General features: G+C 63.9%; 22 protein-coding genes and 1 tRNA gene. 12 read left to right on the forward strand and 11 right to left on the reverse strand.

Going from position 1 to position 25,412, the window contains the following annotated elements:
* Positions 1-76 precede the first annotated feature (76 nt).
* The gene (locus THIDRDRAFT_RS04240; RefSeq protein WP_007039571.1) at positions 77-358 is read right to left on the reverse strand and encodes an FmdB family zinc ribbon protein; all 282 of its coding nucleotides are present in this window, start codon (positions 356-358) and stop codon (positions 77-79) included.
* Between the two features lie 176 nt (positions 359-534).
* Here THIDRDRAFT_RS04240 and THIDRDRAFT_RS04245 point away from each other — a divergent pair, with 176 nt between their 5' ends.
* The 4 genes from THIDRDRAFT_RS04245 (at position 535) to THIDRDRAFT_RS04260 (ending at position 4,854) form a co-directional block, all read left to right on the forward strand.
* A complete protein-coding gene (locus tag THIDRDRAFT_RS04245; RefSeq protein WP_007039572.1) occupies positions 535-1,389 on the forward strand; it encodes an SDR family oxidoreductase in 855 nt (284 codons plus the stop codon).
* 159 nt (positions 1,390-1,548) lie between these two features.
* Positions 1,549-2,877 carry an AAA family ATPase gene (locus THIDRDRAFT_RS04250; protein ID WP_007039573.1) on the forward strand — a complete coding sequence of 443 codons (1,329 nt, stop codon included), beginning with the start codon at positions 1,549-1,551 and terminating at the stop codon, positions 2,875-2,877.
* Entirely contained in the window at positions 2,874-4,034 is a 1,161-nt protein-coding gene (locus THIDRDRAFT_RS04255) for an SPOR domain-containing protein (RefSeq protein ID WP_007039574.1), read from the forward strand. Before THIDRDRAFT_RS04250 ends, THIDRDRAFT_RS04255 begins: the two co-directional genes overlap by 4 nt.
* A 37-nt stretch (positions 4,035-4,071) precedes the next feature.
* On the forward strand, positions 4,072-4,854 hold the full coding sequence (locus THIDRDRAFT_RS04260; RefSeq protein WP_007039575.1) for a MinD/ParA family protein: 783 nt from the start codon (positions 4,072-4,074) through the stop codon (positions 4,852-4,854).
* A gap of 107 nt (positions 4,855-4,961) precedes the next feature.
* Here the strand turns inward: THIDRDRAFT_RS04260 and greA are convergent, their stop codons facing one another.
* The 3 genes from greA to carA all read right to left on the reverse strand — a co-directional run bounded on the left by greA (position 4,962) and on the right by carA (position 9,972).
* Complete coding sequence (greA, locus tag THIDRDRAFT_RS04265) at positions 4,962-5,438, reverse strand: transcription elongation factor GreA (RefSeq protein ID WP_007039576.1); 477 nt, start codon at positions 5,436-5,438, stop codon at positions 4,962-4,964.
* Positions 5,439-5,551: 113 nt separating this feature from the next.
* Complete coding sequence (gene carB / locus THIDRDRAFT_RS04270) at positions 5,552-8,761, reverse strand: carbamoyl-phosphate synthase large subunit (RefSeq protein WP_007039577.1); 3,210 nt, start codon at positions 8,759-8,761, stop codon at positions 5,552-5,554.
* Positions 8,762-8,817: 56 nt separating this feature from the next.
* The gene (carA, locus tag THIDRDRAFT_RS04275; RefSeq protein ID WP_040843859.1) at positions 8,818-9,972 is read right to left on the reverse strand and encodes a glutamine-hydrolyzing carbamoyl-phosphate synthase small subunit; all 1,155 of its coding nucleotides are present in this window, start codon (positions 9,970-9,972) and stop codon (positions 8,818-8,820) included.
* A gap of 267 nt (positions 9,973-10,239) precedes the next feature.
* Between carA and trxA the strand changes: the two genes are divergently transcribed.
* Entirely contained in the window at positions 10,240-11,103 is an 864-nt protein-coding gene (gene trxA, locus THIDRDRAFT_RS04280; protein WP_007039579.1) for a thioredoxin, read from the forward strand.
* A 163-nt stretch (positions 11,104-11,266) separates the two neighbouring features.
* Here the strand turns inward: trxA and tilS are convergent, their stop codons facing one another.
* The 3 genes from tilS to THIDRDRAFT_RS04295 form a co-directional block, all read right to left on the reverse strand.
* Positions 11,267-12,613: a tRNA lysidine(34) synthetase TilS gene (gene tilS / locus THIDRDRAFT_RS04285; protein ID WP_007039580.1), complete on the reverse strand. Its 1,347-nt coding sequence runs from the start codon at positions 12,611-12,613 to the stop codon at positions 11,267-11,269.
* 105 nt (positions 12,614-12,718) lie between these two features.
* The gene (gene accA / locus THIDRDRAFT_RS04290) at positions 12,719-13,678 is read right to left on the reverse strand and encodes an acetyl-CoA carboxylase carboxyl transferase subunit alpha (RefSeq protein ID WP_007039581.1); all 960 of its coding nucleotides are present in this window, start codon (positions 13,676-13,678) and stop codon (positions 12,719-12,721) included.
* A 127-nt stretch (positions 13,679-13,805) separates the two neighbouring features.
* The gene (locus tag THIDRDRAFT_RS04295; protein WP_007039582.1) at positions 13,806-14,570 is read right to left on the reverse strand and encodes a metal-dependent hydrolase; all 765 of its coding nucleotides are present in this window, start codon (positions 14,568-14,570) and stop codon (positions 13,806-13,808) included.
* A 127-nt stretch (positions 14,571-14,697) separates the two neighbouring features.
* Between THIDRDRAFT_RS04295 and THIDRDRAFT_RS04300 the strand changes: the two genes are divergently transcribed.
* The 3 genes from THIDRDRAFT_RS04300 to THIDRDRAFT_RS04310 all read left to right on the forward strand — a co-directional run bounded on the left by THIDRDRAFT_RS04300 (position 14,698) and on the right by THIDRDRAFT_RS04310 (position 17,166).
* Positions 14,698-15,588: a carbon-nitrogen hydrolase gene (locus THIDRDRAFT_RS04300; protein WP_007039583.1), complete on the forward strand. Its 891-nt coding sequence runs from the start codon at positions 14,698-14,700 to the stop codon at positions 15,586-15,588.
* Between the two features lie 110 nt (positions 15,589-15,698).
* The gene (locus tag THIDRDRAFT_RS04305) at positions 15,699-16,820 is read left to right on the forward strand and encodes an anthranilate phosphoribosyltransferase (RefSeq protein ID WP_007039584.1); all 1,122 of its coding nucleotides are present in this window, start codon (positions 15,699-15,701) and stop codon (positions 16,818-16,820) included.
* Between the two features lies 1 nt (position 16,821).
* Complete coding sequence (locus THIDRDRAFT_RS04310) at positions 16,822-17,166, forward strand: Rieske (2Fe-2S) protein (RefSeq protein WP_007039585.1); 345 nt, start codon at positions 16,822-16,824, stop codon at positions 17,164-17,166.
* 22 nt (positions 17,167-17,188) lie between these two features.
* Here THIDRDRAFT_RS04310 and THIDRDRAFT_RS04315 read toward each other — a convergent pair whose 3' ends face one another.
* Both THIDRDRAFT_RS04315 and THIDRDRAFT_RS04320 read right to left on the reverse strand, forming a co-directional pair.
* Positions 17,189-17,944 carry a DUF2726 domain-containing protein gene (locus THIDRDRAFT_RS04315; RefSeq protein ID WP_007039586.1) on the reverse strand — a complete coding sequence of 252 codons (756 nt, stop codon included), beginning with the start codon at positions 17,942-17,944 and terminating at the stop codon, positions 17,189-17,191.
* A 2-nt stretch (positions 17,945-17,946) separates the two neighbouring features.
* Entirely contained in the window at positions 17,947-18,393 is a 447-nt protein-coding gene (locus THIDRDRAFT_RS04320) for a hypothetical protein (RefSeq protein ID WP_007039587.1), read from the reverse strand.
* Between the two features lie 170 nt (positions 18,394-18,563).
* Here THIDRDRAFT_RS04320 and THIDRDRAFT_RS04325 point away from each other — a divergent pair, with 170 nt between their 5' ends.
* Positions 18,564-20,894, forward strand: coding sequence for a coiled-coil domain-containing protein (locus THIDRDRAFT_RS04325; RefSeq protein ID WP_007039588.1), 2,331 nt, complete (start codon positions 18,564-18,566; stop codon positions 20,892-20,894).
* A gap of 108 nt (positions 20,895-21,002) precedes the next feature.
* On the opposite strand, the gene mepA is transcribed toward THIDRDRAFT_RS04325, so the two are convergent.
* Positions 21,003-21,863 (reverse strand): penicillin-insensitive murein endopeptidase, encoded by an 861-nt coding sequence (gene mepA / locus THIDRDRAFT_RS04330; RefSeq protein WP_007039589.1) that lies wholly within the window; start codon positions 21,861-21,863, stop codon positions 21,003-21,005.
* A 146-nt stretch (positions 21,864-22,009) separates the two neighbouring features.
* Positions 22,010-23,422 (reverse strand): signal recognition particle protein, encoded by a 1,413-nt coding sequence (gene ffh / locus THIDRDRAFT_RS04335; protein ID WP_007039590.1) that lies wholly within the window; start codon positions 23,420-23,422, stop codon positions 22,010-22,012.
* A 162-nt stretch (positions 23,423-23,584) separates the two neighbouring features.
* On the opposite strand from ffh, the gene THIDRDRAFT_RS04340 reads away from it, so the two are divergent.
* The 3 genes from THIDRDRAFT_RS04340 to THIDRDRAFT_RS04350 form a co-directional block, all read left to right on the forward strand.
* On the forward strand, positions 23,585-24,391 hold the full coding sequence (locus THIDRDRAFT_RS04340) for a cytochrome C assembly family protein (RefSeq protein WP_007039591.1): 807 nt from the start codon (positions 23,585-23,587) through the stop codon (positions 24,389-24,391).
* A gap of 181 nt (positions 24,392-24,572) precedes the next feature.
* Positions 24,573-24,648 (forward strand) — tRNA-Ala (locus THIDRDRAFT_RS04345).
* Positions 24,649-24,845: 197 nt separating this feature from the next.
* Positions 24,846-25,412: tyrosine-type recombinase/integrase (locus tag THIDRDRAFT_RS04350; RefSeq protein ID WP_007039592.1), on the forward strand; the 567-nt coding region annotated here is incomplete at its 3' end.

Below are 25,412 nucleotides of genomic sequence, written 5' to 3' on the forward strand. Positions count from 1 at the left end.
ATTCCGCGATCACCCCGTCCGGGCCACTGGACCTACCATCAGGCCCGGACGGGGCCTTGCGAGAACAGGGAGACCCTCAGGCCGCATCCTTTTTGGAGGATTTGGTGGACGAGGAGCTTTCCGGCTTGGAGGCCGGCGATTTCTCCCCGCCATCATGCAGGTTCTTCTTGGTTCCGCCCTTCTTGAAGTCGGTCTCGTACCAGCCGCCGCCCTTGAGACGGAACCCGGCGGCCGAGATGAGCTTCTTCAGGGCGGGCTGACCGCAGGCGGGACAGTCGGTCAGCGGTGGATCGCTGATCTTCTGCATCTTCTCCAGCTCATGACCACAGCTCTCGCAGCGATACTCGTAGAACGGCATCTCTCATTCCTCAATCAAACATCAGTGGACCAAGACGCGAAACCAATCGGGTTTCGCGCATCGAAAACCAAGCCTCTCGGCCGTTGGCCGACAGAGGTCGAAACGGTTGCAGCCGACGGCGAGATCCGCCTTAATGGATACATGCTTTCTGACGCCATCGATCAACTCTGACCCTTATGCACCAAACCGACGCGCCCTCATTGCTCATTACCGGCTGCTCCAGCGGAATCGGCTATCAGTGCGCCAAGGGCATGGCCGCACGTGGCTGGACGGTCATCGCTTCGGCGCGCCGCCCCGAGGACGTCGCCCGACTCGCCTCCGAAGGCTTGAACGCCGTCCAGTTGGACCTGGACGATCCCGAGAGTATCCGTCGAGGGCTCGATGAGGCATTGTCGCTCACCGGCGGCCATCTGGACGCGCTCTTCAACAACGGCGCCTACGGACAACCCGGCGCGGTCGAGGACCTGAGCCGCGACACCTTGCGCGCACAACTGGAAACGAACCTGCTCGGATGGCACGATCTGACCTGCCGGGTCGTCCCCATCATGCGTCGCCAGGGGCATGGGCGAATCGTTCATAACAGCTCGGTGCTGGGACTGACCGCACTGCCCTTTCGCGGGGCCTATGTGGCCAGCAAGTTCGCCCTGGAAGGTCTGACCGACACCCTGCGCCTTGAGCTGCGCGGAACCGGGATTCAGGTCTCGCTGATCGAACCGGGCCCCATCCTGAGCCGCTTCCGCGAAAACGCACACCGCGCCTTCAGAGACCGAATCGACATCGAGCACAGCCCGCATCGCGAGGCCTACCGTCTGGCCGAGGCGCGCTTGACCAAACAGGGAGCCGCGCAGCCCTTCACCCTGCCACCCGAGGCGGTACTGAAAAGGCTTGTCCACGCGCTGGAGAACCCGAGACCGAAGGCGCGTTATTATGTCACCTTTCCGACATACCTGCTCGGTACGCTCAGACGCCTGCTTCCGACCAGTGGACTGGACTGGCTTCTCGCTCGGGTATCCCGAGATGGACGAGGTTGAGCGAATCGCGGAAACGGACCAGAAGATGACGTCCAAGGATCGATCACAAGGAACGCCAGCCGCCGATACGGCGCCGCCGTCGCGCCCTGACAAGAACGCGCGGGGCACCTGCACCGGCCGATCGATTCCAGCTCCTCTCACTTCCAAAGCGGTGGCCTCATGACACGCAAGACACAGCAACAGCCAAGGCTGTCACCGGAAATCATCGCCGTCTTCGGCCAGCGAGAAGGCGTCGGCGCCACCACGACGGCGATCAACCTCTCGCTGGGCTTGGCTGCAGCGGGCCACTCGGTGTTGCTGGTCGACCTCGACCCCAAACGCAGCGCCAGCCGGGCCATGGGATACGAGGGCCAGGACCGCGGCGGCAGCGAGAGCGCCATCACCGAGGCCAGACTGACCCGCGAAATGATCGGGGCGACCAAGATCACCGAGATCTACCTGGCCCCAGCCGGCGACGCCATGGGCGCGCTCGAGGATTCGCTGGCCACGATGGAGGACGGCCACACTCGGCTCCTTCAAGCACTCGCCTCCCTGCCCTCCCTCTCGATCGACTTCGACCATGTGGTGCTCGACTGTCCACCATCATTCAATCCATTCACCCGTAACGCCCTGGTTGCGGCGCACCGGGTCCTGCTTCCGCTGGCCTGCGAGCGCAAGCTCCTGGACAGCCTGCCGGATCTGCTCAAAGCCGTCACACGACTGCGCGCGGGCCTTCCACAGCCGCTCTATGGACTCTACCTGCTGATCGGCGCCCATAGCTCGACCGAATCCGACCAGAAGATGCTCAACCATGTGCGCCAGGATTTCGGCCGCATGACGCTGATGACCGAGATCCCGTTCGACGACAGTCTGGCTGGGGAGCCTCTCCCGGAACAACCCGTCCTGATGCAGAGCACGACGACCCCGATCAGTCAGGCCTATCTGGAGCTGGCGACCGAGTGGCTCACGCTGGGAGAACTGGGCGACCAGCCGGACGGCACCTGGCTGTTCCGAACGCGCCAGGAGCGCATGGGGCATTATCGGGAGACGATGCTCAAGGGGATCGAGGGATGGCGGATCGATCCGCTATCGCGTCTCTACGATCCAGACAAGGCGATGCGCCACCAGGATGCCGAGGCGCTCGAAACGCTCTTCGCGGCCACGCAGCGACCGAATGTCCTCGCCCGACTCCTGCGACCGGGACCAAAGACCCTTGCGATCCTGGCACTGATCGTCCTCGCCGTGCCAACCGTCCTGCTGTTGCGCTCCTGGATGGCGGACCCGCAACACCGTATGGAGCTGGGGGCGCGCCTGATCGGTTCCGAGCAATACTGGCAGGCTGGAAGCTGGTTCCTGGCACAGTCCGACGAAACCGCCTATCGCGAGCTTCTGCTGGCGGCACGCCTGGTCGCGGACAATCGAGAGCAGCTGATGCTCTGCGGCGAGCAGGCAAGCCGTGACGGAAACACCAGCTGCACCATCGATCTGCCGAGCGGGAACGAACAATGACGGCAACGCACCGATCCGTCGCCAGAACGACGAGACGCAAGACCCACTGGGGCCTCGCACTGCTCTTGCCCGCGGCCGTCGCATTGGCCGAACCAATCCAGCCGCTCCCACTGGAGCCTAATGACTCACCGGACCCGCGATGGCTGGAGCAATTGCCGCCGGTGTCGCTGCCGTTACCCAAGCCGCAGGACATCGTCTCCAATCGCGCGACCGAGATCGTCCCCGCGCCGAACCCTGATAGCCGGCTGTCACAGATCCGGGAGCCAGCCTCAAGCGCCGAGTCGCCCCCCATCGGGGAACCGAACAGCCAAGACATCGCTGCTGCGGCGGCACCGATGACCGAGCCCCCGACAGAGCCCGCAACACCACAAGAGTCGGAGCCCAGTCCCGAGACCCAAACCGAACCCCAGAACCTGGCATCCACCGGACCCGTCGCAGAGACGCCGGCCGAGCCCGCAGCCCAACCAGAGGCGGCGCCAAGCCTCGCGGCCGAAACCAAAACCCAGAACCTGGCATCCACCGCCCCCATCGCAGAGACGCCGACCGAGCCCGCAGCCCAACCAGAGGCGGCGCCAAGCCTCGCGGCCGAAACCGAGACCCAGAACCTGGCATCCACCGAACCCGTCGCAGAGACGCCGGCCGAACCGGCCGTGGAATCGGAGCCAGACGCACAGGCGTCAATCATCGCAGAAGCCGTCACGCCCCCTGAAACCACCGAGATCGAGAACGTCGCGGTACCGGCACCGGCGCCCCAGACAGCACCCGAAATCGCCGCCCAGGCGATGCCCACGGAACCCATGCCGCCCGAAGAACAGAACGGACCCGGCGCCGAGACGGGTCCCGAGTCAGCAGCCGAGCCCACACCAGAGTATCGCTGGCACGTACAATTGCTCGCCGGGCGCTCGCTCGAAAAGGTCGAGATCGATCGTGAGCACTTCATCCGGCACTACGGGACCATGCTGAAGGGGCGGACACTGACGATCAGCCAATCGAGCTACGGCGACGCGCGCGACGAGTTCCATCGACTGCGCGCGGTGGAATGGATCGACGAAGCGGAGGCCAGACGCTGGTGCGCTCAACTGCGCGCGCAGGGGCATCAGTGCCTGGTGACCCGAGTGACGCACCCCGACGTACCCGCGCGCGGGAAGCCGGAATGATTCAACCAAACAGGCTGCCGAGATAGCGACCCAACCCATGCATACCCTTTGCGTCACATCAGGAAAAGGCGGAGTCGGTAAAACCACCCTCTCCATCAATCTGGGTATCGCCATCGCCCGCACCGGCCGCCGGGTCCTCATGCTCGATGGCGATCTGGGCCTGGCGAATCTAAACGTGATGCTCGGCATCATTCCCAAGCTCACGATCCACGACGTGGTCCGTGGACACAAGACCCTGTCCGAGATCGTCATGAAGACGGACTACGGGATCGACCTCATCGCCGGGGCCAGCGGCATCGCCGAGCTCGCCAATCTGGGCGAGACCGAACGCCAAAACGTCATGCGCGACCTGGAAGGACTGGGCGGCTACGATGTCCTCATCATCGACACGGGAGCGGGAATCGGAGACAACGTCGTCCGCTTCGTGCTCGCGGCCGACGACGCGCTCATCGTCACCACGCCGCACCCAACCTCGCTAACCGATGCCTATGGCATCATCAAGACCGTGCTGGCCGAGGAGGCCAAGCCGCTCAAACTGCTCGTGAACTGTGCCACCTCAGCCAATGACGCACGCCGAATCGCATCGCGCCTGACCGGCGTCACGGACAAGTTCATGCACGGCTCGCTCGAATGCATCGGTTACGTCCCGGTCGATCCACTGATCGAGAAAAGTATCCTGGCACAGAAGCCGCACCTCATACTCAATCCCAGATCGGCCAGCGCACAGCGTATCAACGAGGCCGCCATGCGCCTGATCAAGCATGACAACAACCTCAAGAGCAGCCTGGGACGCTTCCTGCGCAAACTGATCGGGCACTAGCGGCGCGCGCGCCATTCAAGCGAAGAGAACGGGTCGACAGAGGCGTCGCACCGCCCCGAACCAGGCGAATCGCGCCTGCCCAGGACGAGCGACGAAAGACGAGGGCCTCAGATGTACAGGACCTCGAGGATCTCGAACTCTCTGATGCCACCGGGCGCGTCGAGCGAGGCGACATCGCCTTCCGACTTGCCGATCAGACAACGGGCGATGGGCGAGCTGACCGAGATCATGCCCTTCTTGAGGTCGGCCTCGTCGTCGCCGACGATCTGATAGCAGAGCTCATCGTCCTTATCGAGCTCCAATACCTTGACGGTCGCGCCGAAGACCACCTTGCCGTTTGCCGACAGCGTGGTCACGTCGATGATCTGGGCGTTCGACAGCTTGCCCTCGATATCATTGATCCGTCCCTCGACGAAGCCCTGCTGCTCGCGCGCCGCGTGATACTCGGCGTTCTCCTTGAGATCGCCATGGGCACGCGCCTCGGCGATCGCCTCGATGATGCGTGGACGTTCAACCCGCTTCAACCGATCCAACTCTTCGCGCAACTGCTCAGCGCCCCTGGCGGTCAGAGGTACCTTGGTCATGGTGATTCCCTCGTATGAATTCATCGCGGCGCACGTACTGCGTCGCGAAACAGGCCCCTTGCGGGCCATATACAAAAGAGCACGGGCGCTCGTTGGCGCCCGCTATGTTCGAATCAGTTCAGATCTTGTAACCGATTGACGCTAACGATGTCCAGTTGCTTCAACGCCAAACAGGTCGCCTCGGCACCCGAGATCGTGGTCGTGTAGGTGACCTTGTTCTGCAGCGCGGCACGACGAATCGCGGCCGAATCGGCGATCGCCTGGGCCCCCTCGGTCGTGTTGACGATGAAGCCGACCTCGTTGTTCTTGATCATGTCGACGATGTGCGGTCGGCCCTCGGCCACCTTGTTGACCCCGGTACACTCCAAGCCTGCCGCACGCACCGCAGCGGCCGTCCCGTGGGTCGCATAGAGCGTGAAGCCGAAATCGAGCAGATCGCGCGCCACATGGATTAGCCGCGCCTTGTCGGCCTCTCGCACGCTGAGCAGGGCCCTGCCGCCCTTACGAGGCAGCATCGTGCCGGCCCCCTCCTGAGACTTGGCATAGGCCTCGCCGAAGGTCTCGCCCACACCCATGACCTCGCCGGTCGACTTCATCTCGGGACCCAGCACCGAATCGACGCCCGGGAACTTGACGAAGGGGAAGACGGCCTCCTTGACGAAATAGTGCTTGGGCCGAACCTCGCGCGTCAGCCCCTGCTCCACCAGCGTTTTTCCGGCCATGCAACGCGCAGCAACCTTGGCCAAGGGAATGCCGATGGCCTTGGAAACGAAGGGCACGGTCCGTGAGGCACGCGGATTCACTTCGAGGATGAAGACGGCGTCGCTCTTGACCGCGAACTGGGCGTTCATCAGACCCACCACGTTCAGCGCACGGGCGAGCTTGGTCATCTGCTCGCGCATCCGATCCTGGATCAGTGGCGGAAGGGTGTAGGGCGGCAACGAACAGGCCGAATCGCCCGAATGCACGCCGGCCTGCTCGATGTGCTCCATGATCCCGCCGATCAGCACGTCGTGGCCATCGCAGATGGCGTCCACATCGATCTCGATGGCATCGTCGAGGAAGCGGTCCAGCAGCACCGGCGACTCATTCGAGACGCGCACCGCCTCGCGCATATAGCGGTTCAGCTCGGCCTCTTCATAGACGATCTCCATCGCCCGTCCGCCCAGCACATAGGAGGGACGCACCACCAGCGGATAGCCGATGGCCGCAGCGCGTTCGATCGCCTCGGACTCGCTGCGCGCGGTGGCGTTGGGCGGCTGACGCAGCCCCAGCTCCTGAATGAGCTGCTGGAAACGCTCGCGGTCCTCGGCCAGGTCGATGCTGTCCGGTGTGGTACCGATGATGGGCACCCCGGCCGCCTCCAAGGAGCGCGCCAGCTTCAGCGGGGTCTGACCGCCGTACTGCACGATGACGCCGAATGGCTTCTCCTTGGCGACGATCTCCAGAACGTCCTCCAGGGTCAGCGGCTCGAAATAGAGTCGATCGGAGGTGTCGTAGTCGGTCGAAACTGTCTCGGGGTTGCAGTTGACCATGATGGTCTCGAAACCGTCGTCGCGCATGGCGAAGGCGGCATGGACGCAGCAATAGTCGAACTCGATACCCTGACCGATCCGGTTGGGACCACCACCCAGGACCATGATCTTGCGTCGATCGGAGGGCTCGGACTCACACTCCTCCTCGTAGGTGGAGTACATGTAGGCGGTGCTGGAGGCGAACTCGGCCGCGCAGGTGTCGACCCGTTTGTAGACCGGATGCAGACCCCATTCGTGGCGCAGCTCGCGGAGCTCCACCTCCTTGATGTCGAGCAGACCGGCGATGCGCCGATCGGAGAAACCCTTGCGCTTGAGCGCACGCAGACTTTCGACGGTCAGTCCGGCGCGTCCCCCCGCGCGCAGCGCGCCCTCCGAGGCGATCAGATCCTCGATCTGGGCCAGGAACCAGGGATCGATGCGGCTGAGTTCGTGGATCTCATCGAGCGTCATGCCGGCACGGAACGCATCGGCGACATAGAAGAGACGCTCGGCGCCGGTCTGGCGCACCTCCAGCCGAATCTTTTCCTTGGCCTCGGGATCGGCGAGATCGACGATCTCGTCCAGACCGTAACGATCGATCTCCAGACCGCGCAACGCCTTCTGCAGCGATTCCTGGAAGGTCCGGCCAATGGCCATGACCTCGCCCACCGATTTCATCTGGGTGGTCAGACGGGCATCCGCCAGGGGGAATTTTTCGAAGGCGAAACGCGGAATCTTGGTGACCACATAGTCGATGGTCGGCTCGAAAGAGGCCGGAGTCGTGCCGCCGGTGATGTCGTTGCGCAGCTCGTCGAGCGTGTAGCCGACGGCCAGCTTGGCCGCGACCTTGGCGATGGGAAAGCCGGTCGCCTTGGAGGCCAACGCCGAGGAACGCGACACGCGCGGATTCATCTCGATGATGATCATCCGCCCCGTTTCGGGATCGATGGCGAACTGGACGTTGGAGCCGCCGGTATCGACGCCGATCTCGCGCAGCACCGCGAGCGCGGCGTTACGCATGATCTGATATTCCTTGTCGGTCAGGGTCTGGGCCGGCGCGACCGTGATGGAGTCGCCCGTATGCACGCCCATAGGATCGAGGTTCTCGATCGAGCAGATGATGATGCAGTTGTCCACGCGGTCGCGGACCACCTCCATCTCGTACTCCTTCCAACCGAGGACCGATTCCTCGATCAGCAGCTCGCGGGTCGGCGAGAGATCCAGGCCGCGCCGACAGATCTCCTCGAACTCCTCCTGGTTATAGGCGATGCCGCCGCCACTGCCGCCCATGGTGAAGGAGGGGCGGATGATGGAGGGGAAACCGATCGATGCCTGGACCTGATTGGCCTCCTCCAGACTGTGGGCGACGGCAGAACGCGGCATATCGAGCCCGATCTTGCGCATCGCCTGACGGAAGAGGTCGCGATCCTCGGCCTTGTCGATCGCCTCGCGCGAGGCACCGATCAGCTCCACGCCGAACTGTTCGAGCACGCCCTCGCGCACCAGGTCGAGCGCGCAATTGAGGGCGGTCTGGCCACCCATGGTGGGCAGCAGGGCCTCCGGGCGCTCCTTCTCGATGATGGCGGCGAGCGCACGCCAGGTGACCGGCTCGATGTAGGTCGCATCGGCCATCTCGGGATCGGTCATGATCGTGGCCGGATTCGAGTTGACCAGAATGACCCGGTATCCCTCCTCCCGCAACGCCTTGCAGGCCTGTGCGCCGGAATAGTCGAACTCGCACGCCTGACCGATGACGATGGGTCCGGAGCCGATAATGAGAATGCTTTTTATATCAGTACGCTTGGGCATTGTGTGTCACGCGGTTGTCGAATCACGCCGGTTATCGAAGAGTGGGAAACGCAGGGTCAGACGAGGTTGGCCTTGCGTTCCCGCATCAGATCGATGAAATGGTCGAAGACAGGTGCCACATCATGGGGGCCTGGACTGGCCTCGGGATGCCCCTGAAAACTAAAGGCCGGGCGCTCGCGGTGATGGATGCCCTGCAGCGATCCATCGAACAGCGAGCGGTGCGTCGCCTCGACCGTCGGCGGCAGGCTGTCCTCGTCCACCGCGAAACCATGGTTCTGACTGCTGATCATGACGACCCCGGTCTTGAGGTCCTGGACCGGATGGTTGGCGCCGTGATGCCCGAATTTCATCTTGAGCGTGCGCGCACCGCAGGCGAGCCCCAGCAACTGGTGCCCGAGACAGATCCCGAACATGGGGATGTCGGTCTCCAGCAACTCGCGGATGGCGTCGATCGCATAATCGCAGGGTTCCGGATCGCCCGGCCCATTGGACAGGAAGACGCCGTCCGGCTCCAAGGCCAGAACGGTCGCCGCCGGCATATGGGCCGGAACCACGGTGACATGACAACCACGCTCGACCAGCATGCGCAGAATATTGCGCTTGATGCCGTAGTCGTAGGCGACGACGTGATAGGGCAACTGGTCGCCAATCGGTTTCACCGGCTCAGGCAATCCGGTCGAGAGCTGCCACACGCCCTGGGTCCAGCAGTAGGCCTCCTGGGTCGAGGCGTGCTGCGCCAGATCCATGCCCTTGAGTCCGGGGAAGCCGCGTGCCTCGGCGAGCGCCGCATCCACGTCGATCGTCTCGCCCGCCAGGATGCAACCGTTCTGCGCGCCCTTCTCGCGCAGGATGCGCGTCAGACGGCGCGTATCGATATCGGCGATGCCGACGACGTTTTGTCGCTCCAGGTAGACATCCAGCGTCTCCTGCATGCGGAAGTTGCTCGGCAGGATGGGCAGGTCGCGGATGATGAGGCCAGCCGCCTGGACGGCACCAGACTCCTCGTCCTCCGGGTTGACGCCGACGTTGCCGATATGGGGATAGGTGAGCGTGACGAGCTGTCGCAGGTAAGAGGGATCGGTGAGGATCTCCTGATAGCCTGACATCGCTGTATTGAAAACGACTTCACCGACGCGAGTCCCATCGGCGCCAATCGACGTTCCGTGGAAGACCGAGCCGTCTTCCAGAACCAGAACTGCGGGTTTTCTCAAGGGTATCTCCGAATCCGAGCGAGGGCGTGCGACGGCGGCGGCGGGAAGCGCGGGCGGCGACATCAGCACGTATAAGGGTTGGGTCACAGGTTGCGCACTGACCCGGGCGAATTCTAAATAAGCGGCGCCATGCTGTCCATGAGTCGCACCGGCCCAAATGGTCGGCATATACCCACAAACCGGCGGTACCGAGACTTGAATCCATCCGGATGCATGGCTATTTTCGGCCGCTATGTCTCGTTTCCAAGCTAGTTCGACATCTTTACCATGACCCACTCCCCAAATGTTGTAATCGTTACCGCAGAAAATTTTCAGTCCATCGTCCTCGACGGCTCCTTCGACCGTCCAGTGCTGGTCGACTTCTGGGCCGACTGGTGCGCGCCCTGCCGCATGCTCATGCCCATGCTCGCCAAGCTGGCTGACGAATACGACGGCCGCTTCCTGCTGGCCAAGGTCAACACCGAGGAGGAGCAGGCGCTGGCGGCCCAATTCGGCATCCGCAGTCTGCCGACGGTCCAGCTTTTCCGGGAGGGACGCGCGGTCGACCAGTTCATGGGCGCCCTACCCGAGCCCCAGATCCGCGAATTCCTCGACCGTCACATCCCGCGCGAGTCCGATGGATTGCTGACTCAGGCGCAGCGCCTGCTGGCCGCCAGCGACCTCGATGGTGCGCGCAAACTGATCGAGCAGACCAGAACCGAGGATCCCGACAACGTCCGGCTGCCACTGGCCGAACTCCAGTTGATGGCCGCCGAGGGCGATGTCACGACCGCGCTGGAGTCGATCGACGCACTGCCGATCGAACTCATCAACGACCCCGAAGTCGCCACACTGCGCAGCCAACTGCGCTTTGCCTCGGCCTTGACCGATGCTCCGCCCGAAAACGCGCTGAAGGACCGACTCCAAACCAACGCCAAGGACAGCGAGGCGCGCTATCTGCTCGCCGCGTATTGCGTGCTGCGCGGGGATCATGCCAGCGCGCTCGACCTGCTGCTGGAACTCATGAAGCACGACCGCGCCTACGGCGAGGATGCAGGCCGCAAAGGCATGCTGGCCGTCTTCGATCTGCTCGGCGGCAACGGCGATCTGGTGGCCAACTACCGCGCCAAGATGATGAACGCGCTCTACTGACCGAGCGTCGGATCGTGGCGGCCCGAATTGGTCGCCGGGAGGCTCCGAGCCGGGTGACGACTGCCGGGGGACGCCGTCAATCCATCCCTGGAGGCTTGACGACAGCATCCCTGCTGTCGACACCCCCGCCAGCCGTCCCTCTCCACCTGGCATCGGGGATACCCTACGCCCCCGGCAGCCAGCCCTCCCAGGGATGTCCGATCCAACGCACCTGTCCGCCCAGGGGCGCACCCTCGACAGTCTGACAGACACCGAGTCCGGCGACCGCGACCAGGGTCTCGCCATCGAAGACCAGCGGCACATAGGAACGCAACCACGCTGGAAGACCAATCTCCTGAAACAGCGCCTTCAGCGTCCGGCTTGGCCGACCGGCGGCTCGACGACAGCTCGACGCAGCCCGGCCGAATCTGACCTCCAGGTTGCGAGGCGTCCGACCTCCCGCCACCGGCTGCCACTCCAGCCGACCGAGCGGCTCGGGCAGATCGAGTGACGCCGCACCCGAGCCAATCGACCACGAGAGGACCTGGCGCGACGCAGGAAGCTGCGGCAGAGGATCTAGAGCGAACAGGTCGTCGCGATAGCGCCTGATCTCGCACCCCGACCAAGCCACCTGCGGATTCGCATCGGGACGCGCAACCAGCACCTCGTCGAGGATGCGCGCGAGATGGCGGCTGTCCGGCGGACGAAATCCGCGCAGCCGCAACCAGCGGCGCAGCAGATTAGCGGACTGGGCTCGATCGAGCCCCATCAACCCCCGCACGGAGAGCGTTCCGGGACGTTGACCACTCAGCTCGGCGAGCGTCCGGTCCGCCAGCGTATCGAGCAGGTCCGCCGCCTCGGCGCAATGACCGGCGCTACGCGCCAGGGTCGCCGAGCAGGACGGCCAGCGCGCATGCAGCAGCGGCAGCACCTCATGACGCAGATAGTTGCGATCGAACGTCCGGGCCGCGTTGCTCGGATCCTCGATCCACTCAAGTCCGCGCGACGCGGCAAAGTCGACCAAGGCCGAGCGCGGCAGGTCGAGCAGCGGACGCACCAGACGACCGGCGCCGAACGGCATGCAGCGCGGCATGGCCGCCAACCCCTGGACGCCGCTACCGCGCAGCAGCGCCAACAGCAGGGTTTCGGCCTGATCGTCCCGATGATGGGCGGTGAGCAGCAGATCGCCGGAGCCAAGCAAATCGACGAAAGCGCCATAACGCGCCTCGCGCGCCAGCGCCTCCAGGCTCTCGCCGCGCATGGGCACGAGCCGGAATCGCCGGACCTCGCAGGTCACGCCCAGCTCAACGCAACGCGCCCGACAGCGATCGGCCCAGCGCCCGGACTCCGGATGCAGCCCGTGATCGACATGAACGGCGACGAGTTCACCCGCAAGCCGATCACGCGCCTCGCTCAAGGCACATAAGAGCACCTCGGAGTCCAGACCGCCGCTGTAGGCGACCCAATACCGCGAGACCGGTGCCAGATCGGCAAGCGAGGCGGCAAGACGCGCGGGATCGAGCTGGGACATGCCGGTCTCGGGATGAGATCAGAAACATCCGCCCCGATCCAGAGGATGGCGGCGGATCGAATGCATCGAGCCAGCCGGGCGCAAAAGAGCCGCCCGACCGATCGATCAGCCCTCCTTGAAGCGCCCACTCCCCATCAGACGCTTGTAGCGGGCGGCGATCAAATCGTCCAGCGAAACGCTACCGAGTGCGTCCAGCTGCGCGAGCAGGGCCGTCTTCAGATTCTTGGCGGTCAGGTCGGGATCGCGGTGGGCGCCGCCCGACGGTTCCTTCACGACCTCATCGACCAAGCCCTGGTCCAGCAGCTTGTCGGAGGTGATCGCCATGGCTTCGGCCGCAAGCTGGGCCTTGTCCGCGCTCTTCCAGAGAATGGAGGCGCAGCCCTCGGGCGAGATGACCGAATAGGTGCTGAACTGCAGCATGCCCACCCAGTCACCGACACCGATGGCCAGCGCGCCGCCCGATCCGCCCTCACCCACCACAGTGCAGAGGATAGGGGTACGCAGACGCGACATCTCACGCAGATTACGGGCGATGGCCTCGCTCTGACCGCGCTCCTCGGCGCCGACGCCCGGATAGGCGCCGGGGGTGTCGATGAAGGTCAGGATGGGCAGACCGAAGCGCTCGGCCATCTCCATCAGACGCAGGGCCTTGCGATAGCCCTCGGGTCGAGGCATGCCGAAGTTGCGCTGGATCTTCTCCTTGGTATCGCGCCCCTTCTGATGACCGATCACCATGACCGGGCGACCGTCGATGCGGGCCAGACCGCCAACAATAGCGCGATCGTCGGCATAGGCGCGGTCGCCGTGAAGCTCATGGAATTCGTCGAAGATGCGGCGGATGTAGTCGAGCAGATAGGGACGCTGCGGATGACGCGACAACTGGGAGATCTGCCAGGGCGTCAGCGAAGAGAAGATGGATTCGGTCAGCGCCACACATTTGGACTGCAGACGCTCGATCTCCTCTTGGATGTTGAGCTCGTTATCATGACCGACCAGACGCAGCTCTTCGATCTTCGCCTCGAGCTCCGCGATGGGTTGTTCAAAATCGAGAAAATTTAGGTCCATAGCCCCAGATCGTTGTCGTTGTCATTCGGCGACGCGCCAATCTAGCGCAGCCGGGCTCGCGAGTACAGCACACCCGAATCGCGAACCCAAGCCCAAGCGAAACCGGAGCGAAATCCGAGCAATGCCCTCAGCCGAGTGGAATCAGATCCCGCAGACGCGAGAACCAGTCTCCGAACACGAGCCTGACCGCCGAAACCTGCTCCCGCACACCCTCGGCCAAGCGGTCGAACTGGGCGCTGTCGAGATCCAGCCGATCCATCCAGCTATGGGCATCCGGCGCCATCCAGGCCAAAGCGACACACACGGCCAGCATGGACAGGCTGCTCCAGTGATCGTCGAAGCTGAAGGGCTTGAGGGCCGTCCCGAAGGAACGCTTCAGTCGGCTGTTGAAGAGATCGACGCTGAAGAGCTCATCGAGACAGAGATGGGTGAAATAACCGATGCCGACCATCAGTCCGGCGGTCCAGGCCGACTCGGGCGGCTGGTCCCACATCCAATAGGCGATATTGGTCGCCGCCAGAGAGGTCGCGGCGATACCCAACCAGGAATGCCAGACACCCCGATGGACCGTGAAGCGGGTGAAAATCTCGAAGAACCCATAGCGCACGCACAGAAAGACCCCGACCCAAATGAGGGTCAGTTCAAGCGGCTGGAAGCGATCCGTCAGCGGTAACGTCATGGCGAACGCCAAACCGGCACCCAGCACACTGAAGAGTCCGTTGACCGGTTTGGAGGTGTCCGAGTCGATGTCCGGCAGCAGACTGCCGATCACACCCAGGGCGAACAGCGCCAGGGTATCGCTTCCCGGCACCAGACCGGCCACGTGAAGACCCAGCGTCGCCCCCGCGCTCGCGAGGATGCCTACATTGAGATGCGTCTGAAAGTTGGCCATGTATGCAAGAATTCGGTTTCGATGACGACGCCCGATCGTGCCATTCGGGCACATCGCCAGCCATGGGGCTCGAATTGGAAAGGTAACATAGGATAATGGCCGCCCGATCGTTACCCTGAGGTTCAGCATGCCCAGCTCATCATTGACTCTCGCGCTCGTCCAGCAGTCGGACCAGGGAAGCCCGAAGGCCAACCTGGACGACTGCGAGGCCGCCATCCGTGCCGCCTCCATTCGCGGAGCCAATCTGGTTCTGCTACAGGAGCTGCACAACGGACCCTATTTCTGTCAGACCGAGGACCCCGACCTCTTCGACATGGCCGAGCCCATCCCCGGCCCGACCACGGAGCGGCTCAGCGCCCTGGCCCGCGAACTGGAACTGGTGATCGTCGGCTCGCTGTTCGAGCGCCGCGCCGCCGGTCTCTACCACAACACGGCCGTGGTCATCGACACCGACGGATCGCTCGCCGGCATCTATCGCAAGATGCACGTCCCCGACGCACCTGGCTATTACGAGAAGTTCTACTTCACCCCCGGCGATCTCGACTTCAATCCGGTCGACACCGCCGTCGGTCGGCTTGGCATCTTGATCGGCTGGGACCAGTGGTTCCCCGAGGCGGCGCGATCCCTAGCCCTCGCCGGGGCGCAGATCCTGCTCTATCCCAGCGTAATCGGCTGGAATCCGAGCGATGCGTCCGAGGAACAGGCGCGTCAGCTCGACGCCTGGATGACGATCCAGCGCGGACACGCGATTGCCAACGGCCTTCACCTCGCCGCCTGCAACCGGGTCGGATTCGAGCCAGCCTCGGGCGAGGCGACGTCGGGCACGCGCTTTTGGGGCAACTCGTTCGTTTGCGGGACCCAGGGCGAGATTCTGGCCCAAGCCGACGATCAGTCGCCGAAGCTGCTGGTCACCGAGATCGACCTCGACCGCACCGAGCAGACTCGACGCATCCAGCCCTTCCTGCGCGACCGCCGAGTCGACGCCTATGACGACCTGACCCTGCGTTACCGCGACTGAACGCCAGACCCGAATCAAAAGAAGCGAACGACAGGATTGATCGAACGGATCCGTGCGGATGGAAATGTCCGCGCGGGCCATGCCCCGAGACTTCTGCTGGAGGACACACGATGAACAACACCACGACCACGCCGGACGACGCCAAACTGCAGATGCGATCCATCATCCAGCGCATCGCTACCGGCCCCGAACTCTCCAAGAACATCTCGACCGAGGAGGCCTGCGCCGGAATGCGGGCCATCCTCGACAACAAGGCGGATCCGGTTCAGGCCGGAATCTTCTTCATCGCACTGCGCATGAAGCGCGAGAGCGACGAGGAGTTCAAGGGCATCCTGGATGCCATCCGCGAGGCGACCGGCCACGTGGTGGCTCAAGTCGACGACGTCGTCGACATCGCCGACCCCTACGACGGCTACAACCGCTGTCTGCCGGCATCGCCCTTTCTACTGCCGGTGCTCGCCGAATGCGGGGTACCGGCCATCAGCCATGGCGCCCATGCCGTCGGCCCCAAATTCGGCGTCACCCATCGCCATATCCTCGACGCCGCCGGAGTGCCTGTCGATCTGAGTCCGGTCGAAGCCGCCGACCGGCTGTCCGATCCCGCGCTGGGCTGGAGCTATGTCGACCAGCGGTCCTTCTGCGCGCCGCTGCACAATCTGGTCGATTTGCGCGCCGCTATGGTCAAGCGTCAGGCGATCACCACGGTCGAGGTAATGGCTCGCCCCATCCACGGGCGCAAACACACCCATTTGGTGACCGGCTACGTCCACAAGCCCTATCCGCGCATCTACGCCCTGCTCGCCCGTCATGCCGGCTTCGACTCGGCACTGATGATCCGCGGCAGCGAAGGCGGCGTCATCCCCTCGCTACGCCAAAAGGGAACCTGCGTCAGCTATCACAACCTAGGCGAGGAGCAACCCTTCGAGATCGACCCCATCGAACTGGGTATCGATCAGTCGCTGAAGGCCGTGCCGCTTCCGGAGGATCTCCCCCAAACCTCCCGACCGGGCGACGAGATTGCCGTCGCGGTCGACATCCAGGCCACCGCCATCGCCGCAGCCAAGGCCGGCGTCGCCGCATTGGAAGGCGCCAAAGGTCCGACTTACGACAGCCTGGTCTTCACCGGGGCGATCATCCTCCATCATCTGGAACGCGCGGCATCGCTCGCCGAGGCGGCTGACCGCATCCGAACCGTGCTGGATTCGGGTAAGGCCGCGCGGAGGATGGGCTGAGATGGACGCGCCCTATATCGCCGTTGCCCGAACGGATGCGATTCCGCCCGGCACCTTCGTCAAGGTCCTGATCGAGAACCGCCCCTACATCGTCGCCAATACCGACGGACACTATTACGCGGTCGAGGACAATTGCAGCCACGAGGACTATCCGCTCTCGTTCGGCTGTCTCGATGGGGATCGAATCAAGTGTTCGCTGCACGGAAGCCGCTTCAGCTTGGACACGGGCGAGCCGCTGGATGAACCGGCCGAGGATCCCATCGCGACCTATCGACTGCGCGTCGAAAACGGACAGATCTGGATCGACCCAAGCAGCCCGGCCAACCGAGCCGCACCGCGCGAGTAGCCCGAGCCTCGACGTCGCCGGTTCAACGCCGGCGGCCAGGCCTCGGAGACACCTCATCCAAATCGTCTTGGATCGTGAAACTGGGCCCGTCCTCGATATCCTCCCGCCCCAGGATGAGCGGATCCCGGCGTTTTGAGACGCCGACCTCCGGTTCTCGACGCCTGGGTGACTCAGGCGCGCGCGCGGGGCGCGCGCCGCGCTCTTCGCCGAGAATCGACTTCGACAGCCCCTGCAGCATCGCTTCCGCCTCGGCATGCGGCAGGACAGCGTCCCTCTCGCTCGCCTTGCGATGCTGCATCACGTCCGAAACGATCGCAGCAACCTCATCGAGCGCATAGGCGTCGCGCTCGCGGATACGCACGAAGGGCAGACCGGCCGCCGCGCAGATGCGGTCCAGGATGTCCTTCGGCGGCGGCTTTCCGCGACGCGAGCGCGGGGCCAGATTCACCGCACAGACGATTGCCGAGGTATCGGCGGCGCAGACGAGAAAATCGAACCGCCGCTCACCGAGACGCTGATAGGCGCGCTCCTGATCGTCACGCGACAGACGCCCGCGCAGCCCCACCACGTCGGCCACCCGCACCTTGGCGCAGACCCGGTAATCCGTCCCAAGCGCACGCTCCAGCACCGACACGAAGGCCCGTTGCTCGGGCGTGAAGAACGTCCGATCCGCCACGTAGGGCAACGCGAACTGCCGTTTCAGGGATTTCCTCAGGCTCAACAGCATGGAGAGCACCAGGATGGCTGCGACCCCGAGCAGGAAATAGAAATACCCCATCGTCAGATACCCGTGCCGGGAGTCATCTCCAGACGCACGCCGTGCTTGTGATACCAGGCCCGGTCGAGCGACCAGACGACCGAATCCACGTCGGGCTCGGCCAGCATGACGGCGATGGCGCGCATCTCGGTTTCGCGGAAGGCGCGCTCGGCGGCCTGGAGCGCGGCGTCGTCCGCCGGCTTGTCGGCCAGGGACGGATCAGCGGTCTTCACATAGGTCTCGATCGAGACCAGGTCGGCGAGCGGGCTGGTGAGCGTTGCGATGCCGTTGAGAAAAACGGTGACCCGGAAGCGATAGGGCGACTGCGCCAACACCGGATCCTCTTCCAGCAGCGTATTGAGCTGCCAGACGCGCGGAGTCGCCCCGTAGCGGTCCCAGGCCAGCGTCACGATGAGAAACAGAAACAAAAAGGCGGAGATGATGATGGAGTTTCGCGTCAGGCGATCCATGTGTCGAAAACCTCGAAGGACTGTCCACAATGACCGCCGTCGGGGCGGCGGATGTTAACGGCACATCATGCTTGGACAGACGGATCCGGTGCAACCCTGGAGCGGATGCCCGGCTCGCACCGAAAGCATAGAATAGGCCAAGCCTCGCCCCCTTCCCATGAGATCTCACTATGGACAACCGATCTCGCTCGTCCCCGCATTCCAGCATTGCATTCACCACCTATCTGCGCCTGCGTCCCTACGGCGATCGGCTGCTCACACCCGCCGTCTCCGTCTGGCTCGGCTTCGCCTGGGTCCTGATCCTGCTGATGGCGAGCCTCGAAGGCGTCGTCTGGGGGCTGATCGGGGCCTCGATCGTGCCGCACGACACGCCCTGGATGCGCCCCTTGGCCGGGCTCTTCATGTTCGCGCTCATGTTCTCGGTCATCTGGATCGTCGACGCCTCGCTCATCATGTCGGAGCGCCCCATGATCCGGGCACGGCGCTGGAATCCAAACGCCGAGCGCGGTCTCGGCGCGCTGCTGCGCTGGTGGATCGGCATCCTGGCACGGCTCGCCATCGTCGCCGTCTCGCTCTATGTCACCGCCCCCTTTCTGGGCAAGCTGATCCGTGCCGACGACATTGCGACCTACCACCAGCGCCAGGTCGAGCGCTACCAGACGGAACGCGAAGCGCGGCTGCAATCCGAGATCGCACGGGAGACACGCGACACCAAGGCGCTCTACACCAAACGCACCGCGCCGATTGAGGCCGAAATCGCACGCCTGAACCGCTCACTCGCCACCGAGCGCGAGCGCCAATCCCTGATCGAGCAGGAATTCGCGCCGGTGATGGAGATCCTGCGCCAAGATCTGGCCGGCACCCAGAAACGCATCGGAGACGAGATCCTAGGCCGCGACGGACGCCCGGCAGGTCGCGGCCGGGAGGCACGCAAATGGGAGGCCAATGCCGAACGGCTCGCCCAGCAGCTGAAGGCCAAACAGGCCGAGCTCGACCAACAGACCGCGTCCATCGCACAACGCATCGAACAACTCGAAAAAGCCCTACGCGAACGCACCGAGGAACTGGAGCGTCTGCGCCAGGAACGACAGAGTCGGCTCGAGCGCATCGCCGTCGAGGTCGCCGCGCGTCAGGTCGAGGCCGCACCGCCGCAGCTCACATTCGCCGCGCGCTCGCTGGCGCTGCAGGCGCTCCGCGACCGTCCCGAGGAGCACAGCGTACCCCATTTCGAAACGGTCGAGGGCTTCGCTCAGGCCGCGCTCGGGGTGCTCTTCTTCTCGCTGATCGCCATCAAATTGTTCGAGCCGCCCTCGGTGCGTGCCTATTTCAGTGAAACCATCCAGATGCAGTACCGCAAATATCTGGAGGGCGGGCTTGCCGATATCCCGGGATTCGAGCTGCCAGAGGAACCCAGTCGACGCCTCAACAGCGCCGAATTCGTGCGGCTCTGGAGCGCCTTCGAGCGCGATCCGGCCTCCTTCTACCAGGAGCGGCAATCGCTCATCGAGGTTCGGGCACCGCTGCGCCGTTTCCTGACCGAGCAGGCGCTCGAACAGGAGGCGTTGCTCCAGCGCATGGAGAATCTGCGCGAGGAACGGACCCATCTGCAACGACGCCGCGACTATGAGCTGGCCGCGCTCGACCGCGAACTCGCGATCCGAACCGATCAGCTCCAGGCCAAGCTCGCCAACGAGACCAAGGCGCTGCACAACCAGCGCCGAATCGAACTGGCGTCCGAGATACAACAGGCACGCGAGGACTGGAATCGCAGCCGCACCCAACAAGAGGCCGAACTGCGCCAACGGGAGGAGGCGCTCGCCTTGGAGCAGGAAGCCGCCCGCGAGGAATGGCGTCTGCGCGAACGCGAACTCGCCAACCTGCATGCGCGTGGCGAGGCCGAGACACGCCAGTCCGAACTCGCCAAACAGCTCGCCCACGCCGAGAAGCTCGCCGAGCTGGAGCTGAAGCGCAAACGCGAACGCGATCAGATGCGTCTCAAGGCCATGCGCGGGGAACTCGCCCGACTGCGCGCCCTGGAAGGCCGGCAGGGCAGCGAACTCCAGACGCTGCGCGAGACCGAACGCAAACTGAACGACCAGATCGCCAGCATCGAACAGACCGCACTCACCCTGAGCGAGGATCTCGAAACCGAGCGGGCCCAGCTGACCAAACTGAATCGGGCCGCAGAAACCAAGGCCGCAGAAAGCGGACGTAAACGCAGATTCTGGACGCGCGGCGAAAACGGCATCCTGCGCGACATCAAACGCAACCTCAAGACACTCGAAAAGACCGAGCGGGCGAACAGAGAACGACTTGCCAAACTGAACGAAGAACGGCGCACCCTAGAAGGCCGCCGCCAGGCCAATGCCACCGAATTGCACGAAACGGAAACCCGACTCGCCGCCACCCGAGTACGCATCGAATTCTATGAAGACAGCCTGAGCCAGCTAATGGGTGCGGAGGAGCAGCAGGCGACCAGCACCTCGACCGAACCGCATTGATCGCCGCCGCATCGGAACGACGTCCTTACGACGTCCTTTAGCTCCCGCAACCTGGCACAGCGCAACCAAGCCCAGAAAGACATCGGGCAACACCGACGCCGCGCGAACTCAGGGCGCCTTCAGCACGGCACGGCACGCTGCGGGAAAGGTCGGCTGCACACGTCGGCCACCGCCCTTTTTGCTCGGCTTGCGTGCCTCCGGGCTGAACCACCAGGCCAACTCCCGACCACAGCCGTCGCCCGGCGGGACCGGGGCCTGACTCTGGCACAGCGGGCTATCGTCCGGGCAGACGAGACGCACGTGGAAATGGGCATCGTGCCCCCACCAGGGACGGATCTTGCGCAGCCAGCCGCGATCGCCGCGCGCGCTGCGGCACAGCGCCTGTTTGATCGGCGGATTGACGAAGATGCGATCGACCGACGGATGACGCGCGGCGGTCTCGAGCAGGAAGCGCTGATCGTCAGTCCAATAACGGCTGACGCCTAGACCATCCGGGGTCACCATGCTGTTTGGATCGCCGCGCTTGTCCATCCGATCCCGTGCATTCGCGGGCGAATCGGCCAGGGTGAACCAGATGTCCACGTCCAGACCGATCTGATGACTGCGGTGCGACGAGGACATGAGCCCACCGCGCGGCTGACTCAGATCGCCGACCATCATGAGCCGATCGCCATGACGCTGCTGGGCACGCCCCAAATCGCGGATAAAGTCGAGCAGCTCGGGATGGCCATAGTAGCGATTGCGATAACGCCGCACGCTGACATAGCCAGGCCCGGTCTCGGGCAGCGCATCGGCACCGCCGATACAGCCGTTGGAATAGCCGCCGATCGCACGCGCCGGCCCGGAGTTGGGCCGCGCCACATCACCCCAAGGCGAGGCGACGACTCCCGCCACCGGGAGCAGAAGAAGCAACAATCCAGAAAGGAGGTGTGCGCTCCGCCAACGTGAGTGGGTAACCATCGATTGCATGCCGATCTCTACGATTGCTGGAGGGGAGACGTGATCGGACGTAGGAACGCACCTCAAGTCGTGCGCATGCATTCGCACCTACGGCCACGATGAGGATCGCAAGCAGGCGCCGTTGGTTCTCCCAAACGGCGCGCGGCACGCCCGCCTCACATAGGGAAACCACCACCGCCAGGAGGCATGCCGCCCGGAGGGAAACCGCCGCCCGGCATGAAGCCCGGCGGCAGACGACCTTGCATCGAACGCATCATCTTGGCCATGCCGCCACCCTTCATCTTCTTGAGCATCTTCTGCATCTGGGCGAACTGCTTCAACAGCTGATTCACGTCCTGGACCTGAGTGCCGGAACCGGCCGCGATGCGACGCTTTCTGGCCCCCTTGATGATGGCCGGAAACTGACGTTCCTTGGGGGTCATGGAGTTGATGATGGCGACCAGCTTGCCCATCTCCTTGTCGCTCGCCTTATTCTTGACGTGCTCCGGGAGCTGGTTCATGCCGGGCAGCTTCTCCATCATGCCCATCATGCCGCCCATCTTGTTCATCTGCTCCAACTGTTCCTTGAAATCAGAGAGATCGAAGTCCTTGCCCTTTTTGAGCTTCTTGACCAGCTTTTCGGCCTGATCCTTGTCGACCTTGGACTGAACCTCCTCGACCAGCGACACCACGTCGCCCATGCCGAGGATGCGCGAAGCGATACGGTCGGGATGGAACGGCTCCAGCGCGGTGGTCTTCTCTCCGGTACCGAGGAACTTGATCGGCTTGCCGGTGATTTGGCGAATCGAGAGCGCCGCACCACCGCGGGCATCGCCGTCCGTCTTGGTCAGGATGACGCCGGTCAGAGGCAGCGCCGCGTCGAACGCCTTGGCCGTGTTGGCCGCGTCCTGACCGGTCATGGAGTCGACCACGAACAGGGTCTCGACCGGCTTCACCGACGCATGGATGGACTTGATCTCGTCCATCATCTCGGTGTCGACGTGCAGACGGCCGGCGGTATCGACGATCAGCACGTCCTTGAAATGCTTGCGTGCGCTGTCGAGCGCGCGCGTGGCGATCGCCACCGGGTCCTCGTCGCCCTGGCTGGGACAGAACTCCGCGCCGACCTCGGCCGCAACCGTCTTCAGCTGTTCGATGGCCGCCGGACGATAGACGTCGCAGCTCACCACCATGACCGATTTCTTCTGCTTCTCCTGCAACCAGCGAGCGAGCTTGGCAACGCTGGTCGTCTTACCCGAACCCTGCAGACCGGCCATGAGGATGACCGCAGGCGGCTGGGCGATGAGATCGAGCTGCTCGTTGGCCTGCCCCATCAGCATGACCAGCTCGTCATTGACGATCTTGATCAGCACCTGACCTGGCGTCAGACTCTTGGTCACCTCCTCGCCGAGCGCCTTCTCGCGGACGTCCTCGACGAACTGGCGCACCACCGGCAGCGCCACGTCCGCCTCCAGCAACGCCATGCGGACCTCACGCAGGGTCTCTTTGATGTTTTCGTCGGTCAAACGACCCTGACCACGGAGGTTGGTCAGGACACGCTCGAAGCGATCCTGCAGATTTTGGAACATGCTACGACCTCGAATCGGCGCCTAATCGGCGCAATTTCAAGAAAAAACCATTGCCATCGGCTTACGACATGACTTGTGAGTATAATGCAGGGTCAATGTTGGACGATACGACCACAATACGTTCCCCGTTCCACCGTATTTATTTAAGATGACGTCGAGAACATGACTCACACCCTCCTCGCCTACATCGCCACCGCCAGCTACATCGCCGCAGCCCTGTTCATCGGCATGCGCCTGTTCCGCAAGGAGGGTTGGATTCCCCCTCGTTCGCTGGCCATCGCCGTAGCCTTCCTCGGCCTAGCGCTCCATAGCTGGGTTCTTTGGGACAGCATCTTCAGCCGCGCTGGCATCAATCTCGGCTTCTATCACGCACTGGCGCTCACATCCTGGACCATCATCGCACTACTTCTGGTCTCCAGTCTGAGCAAGCCGGTCGACAACCTAGGCCTGATCCTGCTGCCCGCCGCCGCGTTGAGCCTACTGCTCGAAACCCACTTCGCGGAAGTCAGCTTCATGCGCGCCTCGGCCTCCTGGCCGCTGAAGATCCACGTACTACTGTCGATGCTGGCCTACAGTCTGCTGACCCTGGCCGCCGTCCAAGCGATACTGCTCTCCGTGCAGGACTACCATCTACGCCACCGCCACCCTGGCGGATTCGTACGCACCCTGCCCCCATTGCAGACGATGGAAAGCCTGCTGTTCGAGATGATCTCCGCCGGATTCGTCCTGCTCACGCTCGCCCTGATCAGCGGCTTCGCCTTCTTGGAGAACATGTTCGCCCAGCACCTGGTGCACAAGACGGTGCTCTCCGTCCTCGCCTGGCTGGTCTTCGGCGGACTACTGGTCGGACGCTTCCGCAAGGGCTGGCGCGGACGCACCGCCATCGCCTGGACCCTCGGCGGATTCGTGATCCTCATCCTCGCCTACTTCGGAAGCAAGGCCGTCCTGCAGTTCGTCCTGCAGCGCTAGAGGCATCCACCCGACCCGCGCCTCGACCTAGGCGCGGGTCTCGCCCGCCCACACCACGACAAGCCAACCCCTATTTCTCACCCGCCCCTTGTCTCCAAGGAGGCTCTAGGTGCAGAATGGCCCTCTGCCCGACTGGGGTGCCAGCAATGGCCCATCCCCACGTTCGGAGACCCGTCTCAAAGGGGCCGTAGCTCAGCTGGGAGAGCGCCGCGTTCGCAATGCGGAGGTCAGGGGTTCGATCCCCCTCGGCTCCACCAAATACCCGTCCAGCAAGATCCAAGAACGTCATCAAGCCCGCCTAAGTGCGGGTTTTTTATTGCCTATTTGTCTTACAACGTCCAGCGAGATTCATTGACATCAACCTTCGCGTGGGGGCAGCATCGGGGGCAACCGCCGACATGCCAGATCAGATGCCCCCATTTCGCCGCCCTTCGGCCCGAAGGAGTTGCCCCACATGCCGCTCACCGATGCCAAGATCCGCAACGCCAAGCCAGCCGAGAAGGCCGTCAAGCTCTTCGACGAGCGCGGCCTATACCTCGAAGTCTCCCCTGCCGGGGGCAAGTGGTGGCGGCTCAAGTATCGATCTGGGGGCAAGGAGAAGCGCCTATCCCTTGGCGTCTACCCCGACGTAGGACTGAAGGAGGCCCGGGAACGCCGCGAGGAGGCCCGCGCCCTACTGGCCAATGGCATCGACCCAAGCGAGCACCGCAAGGCACAGAAGGCCACCCAGCAGGACCAGGCCGCCAACAGTTTCGAGATCATCGCCCGCGAATGGCACGGCTCACGCTCACCGGGATGGGCACCCGGACACGCCAGCAAGATCATTCGTCGCCTGGAACTGGATGTCTTCCCTTGGATTGGCTCGCGGCCGATCGCCGCTGTCACCGCCCCCGAGCTGCTGGCGACCGTGCGGCGGATCGAGACCCGTGGCGCTCTGGAAACCGCCCATCGAGCGCTTCAGAACTGCGGGCAGATATTCCGGTATGCCGTCGCCACCGGACGCGCCGAGCGCGATCCGTCC

Origin of the sequence: Thiorhodococcus drewsii AZ1 (genome assembly GCF_000224065.1) — a bacterium.
In the GTDB taxonomy this organism is placed as follows: Bacteria; Pseudomonadota; Gammaproteobacteria; order Chromatiales; family Chromatiaceae; genus Imhoffiella; species Imhoffiella drewsii.